Origin of the sequence: Amycolatopsis sp. Poz14 (assembly GCF_006704225.1) — a bacterium.
GTDB classification, from domain to species: Bacteria; Actinomycetota; Actinomycetes; order Mycobacteriales; family Pseudonocardiaceae; genus Amycolatopsis; species Amycolatopsis nivea.
The window spans coordinates 243566-256514 of sequence record NZ_JACLHD010000001.1; the positions used below are offsets into that span (position 1 = coordinate 243566).

General features: G+C 68.1%; 13 protein-coding genes, 1 tRNA gene and 1 pseudogene. 4 read left to right on the plus strand and 11 right to left on the minus strand.

The features are described 5' to 3' along the window. Positions 1 to 49: 49 nt before the first annotated feature. The 5 genes from FKO37_RS01290 to FKO37_RS01310 form a co-directional block, all read right to left on the minus strand. Entirely contained in the window at positions 50 to 1105 is a 1056-nt protein-coding gene (locus tag FKO37_RS01290; protein WP_134663775.1) for an ATP-NAD kinase family protein, read from the minus strand. Between the two features lie 142 nt (positions 1106 to 1247). Further along, complete coding sequence (locus FKO37_RS01295; protein ID WP_238603509.1) at positions 1248 to 1469, minus strand: heavy-metal-associated domain-containing protein; 222 nt, start codon at positions 1467 to 1469, stop codon at positions 1248 to 1250. Between the two features lie 182 nt (positions 1470 to 1651). After that, positions 1652 to 1855, minus strand: coding sequence for a cold-shock protein (locus FKO37_RS01300; protein WP_009071749.1), 204 nt, complete (start codon positions 1853 to 1855; stop codon positions 1652 to 1654). A 211-nt stretch (positions 1856 to 2066) separates the two neighbouring features. After that, positions 2067 to 2408: a hypothetical protein gene (locus FKO37_RS01305; protein WP_037807433.1), complete on the minus strand. Its 342-nt coding sequence runs from the start codon at positions 2406 to 2408 to the stop codon at positions 2067 to 2069. Positions 2409 to 2638: 230 nt separating this feature from the next. Further along, positions 2639 to 4282, minus strand: a complete 1644-nt coding sequence (locus FKO37_RS01310) for a thiamine pyrophosphate-binding protein (protein WP_238603510.1) — start codon at positions 4280 to 4282, stop codon at positions 2639 to 2641. 124 nt (positions 4283 to 4406) lie between these two features. On the opposite strand from FKO37_RS01310, the gene FKO37_RS01315 reads away from it, so the two are divergent. Then, a complete protein-coding gene (locus tag FKO37_RS01315) occupies positions 4407 to 5687 on the plus strand; it encodes a hydroxyacid-oxoacid transhydrogenase (RefSeq protein ID WP_238603511.1) in 1281 nt (426 codons plus the stop codon). Next, complete coding sequence (locus tag FKO37_RS01320) at positions 5681 to 6085, plus strand: thioesterase family protein (RefSeq protein ID WP_037807429.1); 405 nt, start codon at positions 5681 to 5683, stop codon at positions 6083 to 6085. The genes FKO37_RS01315 and FKO37_RS01320 overlap by 7 nt, the downstream gene beginning before the upstream one ends. Here FKO37_RS01320 and FKO37_RS01325 read toward each other — a convergent pair whose 3' ends face one another. After that, on the minus strand, positions 6086 to 7039 hold the full coding sequence (locus FKO37_RS01325) for a YafY family protein (protein WP_238603512.1): 954 nt from the start codon (positions 7037 to 7039) through the stop codon (positions 6086 to 6088). It lies immediately after the preceding gene. A 45-nt stretch (positions 7040 to 7084) separates the two neighbouring features. Here FKO37_RS01325 and FKO37_RS01330 point away from each other — a divergent pair, with 45 nt between their 5' ends. Both FKO37_RS01330 and FKO37_RS01335 read left to right on the plus strand, forming a co-directional pair. Further along, on the plus strand, positions 7085 to 8173 hold the full coding sequence (locus FKO37_RS01330; protein ID WP_238603513.1) for an epoxide hydrolase family protein: 1089 nt from the start codon (positions 7085 to 7087) through the stop codon (positions 8171 to 8173). Between the two features lie 61 nt (positions 8174 to 8234). Next, a tRNA-Lys gene (locus tag FKO37_RS01335) sits at positions 8235 to 8310 on the plus strand. Between the two features lie 41 nt (positions 8311 to 8351). Here FKO37_RS01335 and xerC read toward each other — a convergent pair. From xerC to FKO37_RS01360, 5 genes and pseudogenes are all read right to left on the minus strand, one after another. Then, positions 8352 to 9545: a tyrosine recombinase XerC gene (xerC, locus tag FKO37_RS01340; protein ID WP_238603514.1), complete on the minus strand. Its 1194-nt coding sequence runs from the start codon at positions 9543 to 9545 to the stop codon at positions 8352 to 8354. Then, positions 9545 to 9742: an AlpA family transcriptional regulator gene (locus tag FKO37_RS01345; RefSeq protein ID WP_116199570.1), complete on the minus strand. Its 198-nt coding sequence runs from the start codon at positions 9740 to 9742 to the stop codon at positions 9545 to 9547. Before FKO37_RS01345 ends, xerC begins: the two co-directional genes overlap by 1 nt. Positions 9743 to 9760: 18 nt before the next feature. Beyond that, positions 9761 to 11353: a helitron helicase-like domain-containing protein gene (locus FKO37_RS01350; protein ID WP_238603515.1), complete on the minus strand. Its 1593-nt coding sequence runs from the start codon at positions 11351 to 11353 to the stop codon at positions 9761 to 9763. Next, entirely contained in the window at positions 11353 to 11739 is a 387-nt protein-coding gene (locus FKO37_RS01355; protein ID WP_238603516.1) for a hypothetical protein, read from the minus strand. Before FKO37_RS01355 ends, FKO37_RS01350 begins: the two co-directional genes overlap by 1 nt. Then, positions 11736 to 12652 (minus strand): annotated as a pseudogene (locus FKO37_RS01360) (hypothetical protein). The gene FKO37_RS01355 and the pseudogene FKO37_RS01360 overlap by 4 nt, the downstream one beginning before the upstream one ends. Between the last annotated feature and the right edge of the window lie 297 nt (positions 12653 to 12949).

The window sequence follows — 12949 nt, forward strand, 5'->3', positions numbered from 1 at the left end:
GGGCGAGGCGCAGCGAACGACACCCGGAAGGTGTCACCTGCACGTGATCTCAGCCAGCGCACTGACCGCGGCTTCGGCCTTTCTCGACGGTTCCGCTCGTAGCGGTACTGCGTAGCAACCCCTGGGTTGCCGCTTCGGCCATTGCCGCGCGTACGTCGACGCACCACGGGCCGTCGGCGCGCAGTTCGACGTACGCTCCTTCGCCGTTCTTTAGTTCCAGTTCGCGTTCTCCGTCTACCGCGATAACGCCGCCACCTGCGGCAAGGTCCACGCGTACGCCCGGACGCAGCACTCCCCAGCCACGTACGCCGACTGGACGCACCACGCCAGGCGCGATCGCGGCGTGCACCACGTACGCGGAACTGTCGACCGGACCAAGCTGCAGCGCCACACCGTCCGCACTGGAACGAGAGCTCGGACACAGCTGTCCGGCGATGCTCGACAAGCCAATGCCGTCCGGCTCGGCGAAGGTGCAGTACAGCTCCGTGAGCGCGGTCGGATCCCAGAGCGCCTTCGCGCCGACGTGTTTGTTCATCGAGACCGCGACGTCCACCAGCGCGATCTCGCGACGGTTCTTGGTGACGACCTCGAGCATGCTGACTCGCTGGGTGACGAGGTCGGCGTCGACCTGGCCGCTCGCGACCATCCCGGCGGCGAGCCCGGCCACAGTGGCTTCTCCGGCCTGCGGAAACGCGTTGTTGGTGCCAGTCGGCAGCGCGAGCAGCGGGACGTCGCCGCATGCCTTCGCGGCGACGCGGGCCGTGCCGTCGCCGCCGAGGCACACGATCACGCCGGCCCCGGCCTCGACCATCCGGCGCACCGCGTTGATGGTGTCCTGCGCGGTGCCGGTGAGGGTGTCCTCGTCGCAGAACTCCACGCGGGGCAGCGGTTCGCGGCCGAGGTCGCGCAGCACGGCGGCGGAGATACCGCTGAGGTCAGTGGACAGCAGGGCACGCTCAACGCCGGTCACCGCGAACGCCGACAGCAGCCGGCGCACCAGATTGGCCTTCTCCTCGACCGGGACGGCCGACGCCTGCGTGACGAGTCTTCGGATGTCCTGACCGGACGCCGGGTTCGCCACGATCCCCGCAACGACTACCCCCATCGAGCACCCCTCAGTCCACTGCCGCCAGGGGACCAGCACACGCGTCCGGTCACGCGGAGGAAAGGGTTGCACGGACGTTGCATCGGCCGTGCCTCCACGCCGGCCAGAGCCTACCCTGGGTTCCCGCGTGGCTACCCGTCGTTCAAACGAGAGAAGCAAGCCCTTCGTAGGTGTACCCGGCTTCTTCGACCGCCGCGCGGACGGCGGTCTCGTCGAGGGCTTGGGCGCTGCGGACCGTCACGTGCCCGGTTTCGACGTCGACGGTCACGTTCTCGACCCCAGGCACCTCGGTCAGTTCCTCGGTGACCGACTGCGCGCAGTGGCCGCAGGACATGCCGGTGACGAGGTAGGTGTTTTCGCTCATGCCCGCGAGCCTACGAGCCGCTGAACGGCCCACGATCGGGTGATCCACAATGGCCGGTCCAGCATGCAAAGCCTTGTCCGGCAAGACAATCCGCATGGTGGGACGAGCGCGCGGTGGCAGAGACGAAAGAAGCCACCACCCCCGCAACCGGGAGTGGTGGCGACTTAGCGATTAGACGCAGGTCAGATCAGGCTGACCGACGTGGCCTGCGGGCCCTTCTGGCCCTGGCCGATCTCGAACTGCACGCGAGCGTTCTCCTCGAGGGTACGGAAACCGTTGCCCTGGATCTCGCTGTAGTGCACGAAGACGTCGCCGCCGCCGTTGTCGGGAGTGATGAAGCCGAACCCCTTCTCGGAGTTGAACCACTTCACGGTGCCCTCAGTCATCTAAACAATCTCCATACATAACACCAAAACAGGAAGCCGACCGACGTCCTGGGCCCAGACACGGGCGAGATGCGTTCCCCAGAGAGGAGGCCCACGCCCGCTGAGTTCTGCGAGCGTGCTTTACCACGAACACAAAAATCGAGACCAACTAAAGTAAAGCACAGCGGAGCGGGCGCGGACAAGCCGACTCACCCCAGTTCGCGAAGCCGGGTCACTCCCCGCTGGCGTGGCGGAGCGGCGCACCGAACGGCGAGCGCCAGTCGGCGCCCTGATCAGGCGCGACCACGGCTACGTCGTGGGCTTCCGCACTGGCGCTGAACAGCACCGGAACCACCCCGGACCGGGTCTGGGCAGGCACCTCGACGGCCTGGCCCTGTTCCGGCTCCTCGCGCACTACCGACACCAGCGCACCGGCCCGCGCGGACCGGGCCCGGCCGCGAGCCGTCGCCGCGGCGGTACGGGATTTCCCGTCCTTTTCGTCGGCCATGACGAACTCCCCTCGTTCCTTCCCCGCGGCAAGCGGGGCGATGACCGCGATGGTGCCATCCGGCACCGACAAAATCCGGCCGAAACCGGTTGTCCCCACCCCTGAAACGCGCCGAATGGCCGCGAACCGAGCCGGGGAACGTGTCCACCCGGGAATTTCCCCAACCGAACGCCGGCGAACCTCGCCGGGCGAACCGGGTCCGGATGCCGAACCCCGGGAACACCGTCAGGTTACCTGAGCCAACCCCCGCCAGCTACCGAACATTCCCGGCGTTTCCCTGTGTTCTCAGGAAGATTTCAGGTCCCGGAAGGACGCGGGGCTCCGAGAAGCGTGCTCAGCCGCACGTCGGGGGTCACGACGTCCGGGTCCGTCCGGACGTCGATGACGCACGGCCGCTGCCGGACGAGCGCGCTCGCGATGATCGGTTCGAGCCGCTCTCGATCGTCCACCGTGTACCCGGCCGCGCCGAGCCCGCGCGCCCACGACGCGAAGTCTGTCAGCGGGATGGTCACTCCGGACAGCCGTCCGTGCGTACGCGCCTGATGCATCGCGAGGGGACCGTGCAAGCCGTTCTGGAACACGACCACCATCACTGGCGCGCGGTACCGCACAGCGGTCTCGATCTCTTGCCCTGTCATGAGCGTGCCCGCGTCGCCGACCATCGCGACCACAGCGCGTCGCGGTTCGGCGAGCTTGGCCGCTACGGCCGCAGGCACCGCGTACCCCATCGCGGCGTTGCTCGGACCGAGCTGGCTGCGCGGAGCGGTGAAGCACCAGTAGCGGTGCATGAACTGCGCGAAGTTGCCGGCGTCGCTGGTGACGATGGTGTCCTCGGGCGCGAGCTTTCGCAGCGCGCGCACGACGTCGACCGGATGTACGCGCGTGTTGTTGCTTGTGTTCGGCGGTGTCATGAAGGTGTGCACGGCAGCGTTCGCGGCCGACGCTCTGCGCGTACGCGGCGAAGCGATCGCGCGCAGTTCCTTCAGGAACGGCTCGACCTCAGTGTCCACACGGAACGTCAGGCCGCGACGGCGCTGCTCGTCGATGCCAGTGCCGACAAGGACAAGCGTCTGCTGCGGAGTCGGATAGCGGAAGCCCTGCGTCGTGACTTCGTCGAGTTGGGTGCCGAGCGCGAGCACGAGGTCGGCTCGTTCGAGCGCGTCGAGCTGGCGCGCGGGGATGCCGAGGCCGAGGTGCCCGGCGTAGCGCGCGTGGTTCTCCGGGAACGCGTCCTGGCGGCGGAAAGCGTTGTATACCGGCAGCGCCAGCTCGTCGGCCACCGCGATCAGCTCGTCCCGCGCGGACCGCGCCCGCCCGCCGACGATGACCACTGGGTAACGCGCTTCGTCCACCAGCCCGGCAACCGCTTCCGCCGAACGGCCCAGCGTTCCGGTGGCCGGCGGGCGCACCTTCGCCACCGGTTTGGCCGAGTCGTACGGGACGCCCCACGCGTCGCTCGGCACGCCGATCACGACCGGGCCCGGCCGTCCTTCGCGGCACCGCGCGAGACCCTCGGCGAGCAGATGCGGCACGTCGTCGGGATCGTCCGCACGGACGCACCATTTGGCGATCGATTCGAACATCCCGGTCGAATCGGACGTCGGCACCTCGCCAGTGAGCACCGGGTCGAGCGCGGGGGTTTCGAGCAGCACCACCATCGGCGTCTCGTCCTGATATGCCGTCTGCACGCCCATGACCAGCGCGGCGGCGCTCGGACCGCGGCTCGCGAGCAGCACGGCGGGGCGCTCGGTGAGCTTGCCCTCAGCCTCGGCCATGAAGGCGGCACCCGAATCGTGGCGGGCCGAAACGAGCGTGACATCGCGCTCGCGGCGCAGCGCGTCGAGCAATTCCAGGAACGACTCGCCGACGACCGCGTACACCCGGCGGACCCGGGCCTCGTTCAAGACGCGTACGGCCGTTTGCGCGACGGTGGTTCCCACTTGGTATCTAATGAGGAGAGCTTAGGGCGGCACCGTGAACCGGCGTCAAGTGATCTTGAACAACTCGCCGCGGGATTGTGCCAATTGCCGGATCGGGCTGCCCACCAGTTGGGAGGACGCCGTCGTGACATCCGCCGAACATGAGACTGTTTTCACTTATGGGGCTCCGGCGCTCAAATACGGAACCGGCTCGAGCGACGAGATCGGATACGATCTTGGCCAGTTCGGCGCCCGGCGCGTCCTGGTGGTGACCGACCCGGTCGTCTCGGCGACCGGCTGGCCGGAGCGGATCGCCGAGGGCATCCGCGGCTACGGGATCGCGGCCGAAACCTTCGACGGCGTGCACGTCGAGCCCACCGACGTCAGCATGCAGAAGGCAGTCGACTTCGCCCGCGGCACCGGCCCGTACGACGCGTTCGTGGCGGTCGGCGGCGGGTCCAGCATCGACACCGCGAAGGCCGCCAACCTGCTGACCAGCAACGACGGCGAGCTGATGGACTACGTCAACGCGCCGGTCGGCGGCGGCCGCGCGCCGGCGAACCCGCTCAAGCCGCTGGTCGCGGTGCCGACGACGACCGGAACCGGATCGGAAAGCACCACGGTGTGCGTGCTGGACGTGCTGTCGCTGCGGGTGAAGAGCGGGATCAGCCACCTGCGGCTGCGTCCGACGCTCGCGGTCGTGGACCCGCGGCTCACGGTCAGCCAGCCGGCCGGGGTCACCGCGGCGAGCGGGATGGACATCCTCTGCCACGCCGCGGAGAGCTACACCGCCAAGCCCTACACCGAGTTCGGCCGGAAGCGGCCCGAGGAGCGGGTGCCCTACTGCGGGTCGAATCCGCTCGCGGACATGTTCGCGGAGAAGTCGCTGCAACTGCTGTCGTGGGCGCTGCCAGCCGCGGTGCGCGACGGCGAGGACATGGCCGCGCGCGAGGCGATGGCGCTGGCCGCGACGTTCGCCGGGCTCGGCTTCGGCAACGCCGGCGTGCACATCCCGCACGCCAACGCGTATCCGATCGCCGGACAGGTCCGGGATTTCCACCCCGACGGCTACCCCGGCGAGGAAGCGATGGTGCCGCACGGCATGGCCGTCTCGCTCACCGCGCCCGCCGCGTTCCGGTTCACCTTCGAAGCGAACCCGGAGCGGCACCAGCGCGTCGCCCGGCTGCTGGCCCCGGATTTCGAATGGTCCGGCGACTTCGCCGACCACCTGCCCGCGGTGCTGACGATGCTGATGCGCGAGATCGGCCTGCCCGCCGGAATCGGTGCGGTCGGCTATAGCGAGTCCGATGTGGACTCTCTGGTGGAGGGAACCTTGAAACAGCAACGTTTGCTGGCCACCGCGCCGCGCACACCGTCCGAACAGGACCTGGCGGGGATCCTCCGGGATTCGGTGCGGCTGTGGTGAACTACCCGCATTGGCAGACGGTTCCGTTGCGTTGGAAGGACAACGACGTCTACGGCCATGTGAACAACGTCGTGCATTACTCGCTGATGGACACCGTCATCAACACCTGGCTGATCGAACGCGGCGGTCTCGACATCGAGTCCGGGCCGGTGATCGGGCTGTGCGTGGAATCGCGTTGTGCTTACCACGCCTCGGTTTCGTTCCCGGACACGCTGCGGATCGGCCTGCGGGTGGCGCACCTCGGGCGGTCGAGCGTGCGGTACGAGATCGGGATGTACACGGCGTCGGAAACCTTGGTGGCGGAAGGGCATTTCGTGCACGTGTTCGTGGATCGCGAGTCCCGGCGGCCGGTCGAGGTGACCGGGAAGCTGCGGGAATCGTTGGCGGAGCTGGCTTGATCACCCCGGACTGACCGCACGCAACGCCCGGCCGCCGAGTTCGCGCAGGTGCTCCGCCAGCTCCGGCGGTTCGTGCACCTGGAACTCGCGGCCGAGACTGGTCAGCCGAAAAGCCAGCCACTCCAGGGTGTCGGCCGGGCTGACGACGCGACAGGTGCGATCGTCCACTGCGGTCACTTCGCTTGCCGCGCCCCAAATCCGCACCACTTCGTCGGCCGGCGCGTGCACGGTGACCACCGCGCGATGCGTCGGGCGGGAGGTGTGCAGCTTCTTGGTCACGTACTCCGCCGGGTCCTTGGCAGGCAGGTCTCTCGCGGTGAACCGGGTCCCGATGGCCTGCGGTTTTTCGATGCGATCAACGCGGAAGACCCGCCAGTCGTCGCGGTCACTGTCGAACGCCAGGAGGTACCAGCGCCGGCCGGACGACACCAGATGATGCGGCTCGACCAGCCTTTTCGTCGCCTTGCCGTCGTTCGCGAGATAGCCGAACCGCAGCCGCTCGCGGTTGGCGATCGCCGTGGCCAGGACCGTGAGCGCTTCCGGATCCACCCGCGGCCCGTCGTTCAGCGGCAACGGCACCGTCGCCTTACTCACCACGCTCACCCTGCGCCTTAATCGAGACGGCAAGACCCGCTCCAGCTTCGTGAGCGCCCGCACCGACGCCTCGTCGATCCCGGTCACCGCGTGCCCGGACGCCATCCGCAACCCGACCGCGATCGCGACCGCCTCCTCGTCGTCCAGCAGCAACGGCGGCATCGCACTGCCCGCGACCAGGCGATATCCGCCCTCCGCACCCATCGTCGCCTCGACCGGATACCCGAGCTCCCGCAGCCGCTCGATGTCCCGGCGAACCGTGCGTCCCTCGACGCCCAGCCGCTCCGCGAGCTCACTGCCCGGCCACTGCCTCGGCACCTGCAACAAGGACAGCAACTGCAACAACCGTGCCGCGCTCATGATCTAGGACCATACCTGCCCTATATGCTCTCTAACGTCCTTCTCATGACCATTCGCCCCTTCCGCATCGACATCTCCGACGCCGCCCTCGCCGACCTGCGCGCCCGGCTCACCCAAACCCGCTGGCCGTCCCCCTTGCCCGGCGACGGCTGGGACCGCGGCGCCCCGGTCGACTGGTTGCGCGAGGTCGCGTCCTACTGGGCGACCGGCTACGACTGGCGCGCCCACGAGGCCCGGTTGAACGAATTCCCGCAGTTCCACACGGAGATCGACGGCGTCGACCTGCACTTCTTGCACGTCCCGTCCGCCGCACCGTCCGCCACGCCACTGCTGCTGACACACGGCTGGCCGAACTCCTTCGTCGAGTTCGCGGACCTGATCGAGCACCTTTCGGACTTCCACGTCGTGGTCCCGTCCCTGCCCGGCTACGGCTTCTCGTCCGCCCCCGGCCCAGGCTGGGATGCCACTCGCGTGGCCCGCGCATGGGCCGAGTTGATGCGCCGCCTCGGCTACCGCGACTACGTCGTCCAAGGCGGCGATTACGGTGCCTACGTAGCCCCCGAAGTCGCCCGGGTCGGTCCGGTGCTGGGCGTCTACATCACCGCTGGCCTGGGGATTCCCACCGAAGCCGACCTGCCAGACCTGGACTCTTCGGAGCGCGCGGCGTTCACCGAGATGATGTCGCAGGACTGGATGAACGGCGTCGACCACCATGCCCTGCTGCGCACCGCACCGCAGACGTTCGCATACGGCTGGAACGACTCCCCCGTGGGTGCTTTGGCGTGGATGGCGCAGAAGTTCCACGAGTTCGGTGGCGGCGGCCGGGCACTGGACGAGATGCTGGACGGGTTCCTGACGAACCTGAGCGTGTACTGGTTCACGGAGACCTTCGGGACGTCGTCGTGGTCGTACTACTCGAGCGCCGGATTCGCCTGGCCGCGGGGACAGAAGGACGCGCCGACCGGGGTGTACAGCGGAGTGCCGGGGATCCGCCGGCTGGCCTCGAGGGAGTCTGAGATCGTCCACTGGCCGGTCGACAATCCGGCTGGGCATCACTTCATCGCGATGGACCAGCCGGAGGCTTACGCCGCCGACCTCGTGCGGTTCGTGTCTCGACTCCGCTCGCGGCGGTGAGGCTAGGGGTGGGTACCCACCCCGGTGAGGGGCCGGGCGCTGCCCGCTAGACTGAGCGCGCGGGCCGTTAGCTCAATTGGTAGAGCTGCGGACTTTTAATCCGTAGGTTCTGGGTTCGAGCCCCAGGCGGCCCACCAAAATCCCAGGTCAGCGGCTATCCGGTCGAGACCGAGCAAGATCAGCTCCCCGGTTTATCCCCGGTTTTGGGATGGGACGGATTATCCAGCAGCCCTTCCAGGGCCAGTGCCGTGACAGGGTCGACGGCCTTCCGCTCCAGGTAGTTGTCCTGCGTCATCGACACCCGCGAGTGGCCGAGGTGGTCCGCGATCAGCCTCGTCGGGATGCCCGCGTCGTCCATCGCAGTCGCCGTCGTCTTCCGGAAGTTGTGCGACGTCAGCCAGATGAACTCGTCGCCACCGCGGATCTCCCGGATGACCCGCAGGACGTTGTTCGGGTCCCGCAGCCCGCCAACCGTGCTGGCAAACACCGGACTCGCCAGCGAGCGGCCGTCCTTCCGCGCCTCAGCCCATCGCCGCTTCAACAGCGCCAACGCCCAGGACGGCAACGGAAGCGCACGCAGGCTGGACTCCGTCTTCGGCCGAGGCTTGCGGAGCAGCCCTTCGCCCTTGACCCGGACCACCGTGTGCGTGACGTCGACCGTTCCCGCCACGAAGTCGACGTCTTCCCAGTACGTGGCCAGGGCCTCTCCGACCCGGACGCCCGCCGCCATCATGAAGCGCGACAGGTCCGGCAGGTCCCAGCGCCGCGCCTTCTCGTTGGCCTCGACCCGAGCCAGCCACTTCGTGCGCTCTTCCGCGTCCAGGGCACGCGGCTTCTTCTTGCTCTTCGGGATGCGGCGGGTGTCGCGCGTCGGGTTGCTGTCGACCGCGTCGTATCGGGCAGCGAGGCCGAGCATCCCCGACAGCGCAGTCCTCGCGGTCTTGGCCGTCGAGGTCCCGACCGTCGCCTGGATGGTGCCGAGGAACCGATCCAGCCGCATCACCGTCGCCTCGCGCACCCGCAACTCCCCCACGCCCGGCTTCACGTGGCGCGTCAGGATGGACTCGTACGTGGTTGCCGTTGTCGGCGACTTGGTGCCCTCCCTAACCTCCTTACGGATCTGTTCCATCCACACGTCGGCGAGATCCTTCAACCTGGTTTCCCGGGTGATCTCGCCCGTGGTCGACCCGGTCCAGTCCTTGAATGTGTCCCGAAGTCGTTGCACTGCTTTGCCTTTCGTCTTCCCCGACCGCTCGACCTCGCGCGTCTTGCCGTCGAAGTCGCGGAAGAGAGCACGAGCGCGATAGCCGGTCGGAATTGCCGAATAACGGATCTCGCCGTACGTCCCGATCTCCAGCTGTGGGCGAGGCATCACGCCACCTCGTCCGACAGCTGGTCGACCCACGAACTGACATCCTGCGGCCGGTAGCGGATGTACTTGCCGACCCGACGACCAGCAGGGCCGTAACCCTTGGTCCGCCACTGGTACAGCGTCGAGACCGGGACGCCGAGGAACTCCGAGACATCCTCCACCGTCCACAAGCGACTGAATTGCACGTAGTTGTCCATTAGTTTCCCCCTTCCCGATCAAGCCGCGAGCTGAGTTGCCGAAGTTTCCGGCGGACTGGCGGCGAGTAGCGCGCGGTCGTATTCGGCTTTCCAGGCGATGCGTTCGGCGATCGCGTGCATCACGAGATGCGGTCTGGGTGGCACGTGCGGGTCGGCGGCGTCGACCTTGCGCCAGACGAGCCGGGCCGGGTCCGGTTGCGGTTTCTCGATCCCGACAGCGGCCAACGCGTCCAGGACGAACGCCTTGCGGTCGGCCTTGTGGTCCACGAGCGTCTTGCCCGACCACTTCCGCGACACCAGCACCCGACGCCCCGGCAGGCCGAGAGTGGTCCGCCGGTGCGCCCGGCCCTTGCAGTGCCCCGGGGTGGTCTTTCCGTTGGCTCCCTTGGGCTGGATGCCGTAGAGCAGCCACACCGCGCAGCGAGGCGAACAGGGCGTGATGGCCAGTTCGGCGTGGAGCCGGTCGTGATGGTCGGCCAGGGCCGGGGTGTCGGCCTCGACCACTTCGCCGGTGGACTTGGTGAGGTATTTGGTCAGGTAGCCGATGTGGCGGCCGGCGTCTTCGGTGCCGCCGAGGATGCCCTTGGAGTGGACCTGGCGGCCGAAGGTCACCACGTGCGCCGGTTCCTCGACCTGCTCCACCGCGTCGTCCCAGGTCAGCAGGGGTCGGCGGGTGTCGGGGTCGACAAATCCCCGCTCCGGACCGTCCCAGGCGGGCATCCGGTCGGTGTAGACGATCTTGTCGTGCCGGGGCCACCAGACCTGGTGGTAGGTGGCTTCGGTGACCTGCCGGATGACCTCGTGCGGCACCGATCCCCGGATCGCGGCGTGCAGGTGCGGCGCGGTCCGCTTCTGCGGTTCCACGGTCGCGAAGTACTGCACGTCCCAGCCCACGACCCGGCGCAGGTTCTGCCACCACCGATCCACCAACGCAGAGAAATGCACCGCGTCCCGCGCCGCCCGCCGGTAGTCGTAGGCACCGGGGTTGACCGGGGAGCCGTCACCGCGGACCGGGCCGTAGGTGTCGCAGGTCAGGGTGACGAACATCGACGGCCGGAACCGCCCCGCATACTCCCTGCCCACGGTGATCTTGGCGACCTTGCGCCGGGGGAGGTTCGGTGCGTCCTGCCGCCGCTTCGTCGACCGTTTCACCGCCTTCCTGGTCGGCAGGTCGACCGACGGGAGACGGCCCCGGACGCCGAGTTGCCGAAGTTCTTCGTCCACACCACGGATCTCGTCCCGCAGCTCTTCCGCATCGGCTGGATCGGTGTCGGCGACCTCGCGGTAGGAAGCGACGAGATCAGCCCGGTAGGCCAATAGCTCCGTCTGGTCCTCGGTCGGCTCGTCCGCAGCGAGGTCCGGTTCTTCGGTCATGTGCCAGCCTTCGCGGCACTGGACTTGCCGCAGCGCCTTGGCTTTCCGCGCGCACGGCAGGCACACCGATTCCACTGTGGACCCGCACGGCACCGGCACGTACCGCAACTCTCCGGTGTCCTGGTCGCCGACTTCCATCGTGAACGGCCGCACGCACACCCCGTGCTTCTCCGCCGTCGCCTTGATGACGTCATCGGCCAGCGGCGCGCGCATCCGTTCGGCTCGTGTCCCGTCCATCAGGCCGCCGCCTCCCCTCGCGACGCCCACCCGCGCAGCACCTGCACCGGCATCGGCCGCCTGTCTCCGGCCGGGAGATCCGGGAACACGCTCGGGTCGAACACCACCGCTCCGTAGACGCGCACCGGGATTCCGCACGGCGTCCGGCCGACGATCCCGATGTGCACCCAGCCGCCCGCAGCGATCCGCCACAACGTCGCGGTGACGTCGTCGAGGGTGTGCGCCCACGTCAGCAGCGCACGCGCGACCTCGGCCAGGCCGTCGACGTCGAGCTGCACCGTGATCGGCCGCGACCACGCGGTGACGTCCAGCGACGCGACCGGCGGGAGCTGGTGCAGGTCGAGGTGGTCCCGGATGGCGTCGAGGAAGATCATGAGCCGGTTCACGCCGCCCTCCTTTCCTCGGTCTGTGCGTGGTCGAGGTGGTGGGTGCCGCCGTTGGTGACGTACTGCTCCAGCGCCTTCACGGTGTCGTCGGAGACCCAGCCCGCACGGACCCGCAGGGGTTCGCGGATGCCTTCGCCCCACACATAGCCGGTGCCGGGCATGGTCTCGGGGATGCGGTTGGCCCAGGCTCCGCGTTCGTACGCGCCGTCGCCGAGCACCATCCCGACGTGGTTTTTGGAGGTGACGCGCAGGCACACGCGGCGGGTGAACAGCTCCCGCACCGGCACCGTGTCCTTGGTCGGCTCCTGCACGTAGCCGCGGACCGACACCCCCAACGCCCGCCCCTGAGTGTTGAGAACCGCGACGTGTTCCACGATCGCCTCGCGGGTCTTGCGGTCGGTGTAGCGGGTCAACGCGCCGATCTCGTCGAACTCCAATAGCTCCAACGGAAACTCCGCCGACAACGGCACATCCCTGGTGTTCCCGGCGAACTCCCGCTTACGGCGTTCCAGCTCGTCCCGCAGGCCTTCCAAGAGTTCGAGGGTGTCCTTGCCCAGCGCAGCCACCACGCTCGCAGCCAGCGTCCGCACCACCGATCGAACCCGACCACATCCAACGCGCGCCATACGACCGCGATCAATGCCAGCGTGACGAGCACGACCGTCAGAGACAGCCAGCCCCACCACCGCAACCACACAACGATCACGATCAACGCAAGACAGGTACGCCAGCGGGTGACGATCTGCCGCACCAGCCAGCCGACCGCCCGCAGCACCGTCCAGAACGCGAAACCCAGGAACGCCAACGCCGCCAGCGTTTCCACAATGGACGCCAACGCACGCCCCAGCTTCGCCAGCACCCACAGCACCACCGCGACACCCGCGCCGACAGCGATCAACACGACCGCGTTCATCGGCGCTCACCGCCCTCAGCCGCGGTGAGATCGAGCGGCAGCATCCCTTGACAGGCAGCGCATTTCGTTTCGCCCCGGACGAGGCGAGTGAACTTTTTACATGCGGCGCAACGCGTCCGGGTGACCCCCGTTGACGCACGCCGTCCAGAACCGGTTATGTTCGTCATTGTTCACTTCCCAGTGGACAGCGCAGAACCGGTGAAGGTTGGTAGCCAGAGGCCGGTTCTGCGTTTATACGGAACAATTCCAAGCGCAAATGGGCGCGTTGAAGACAGCACACGTCGCCGTGCGCTTTTT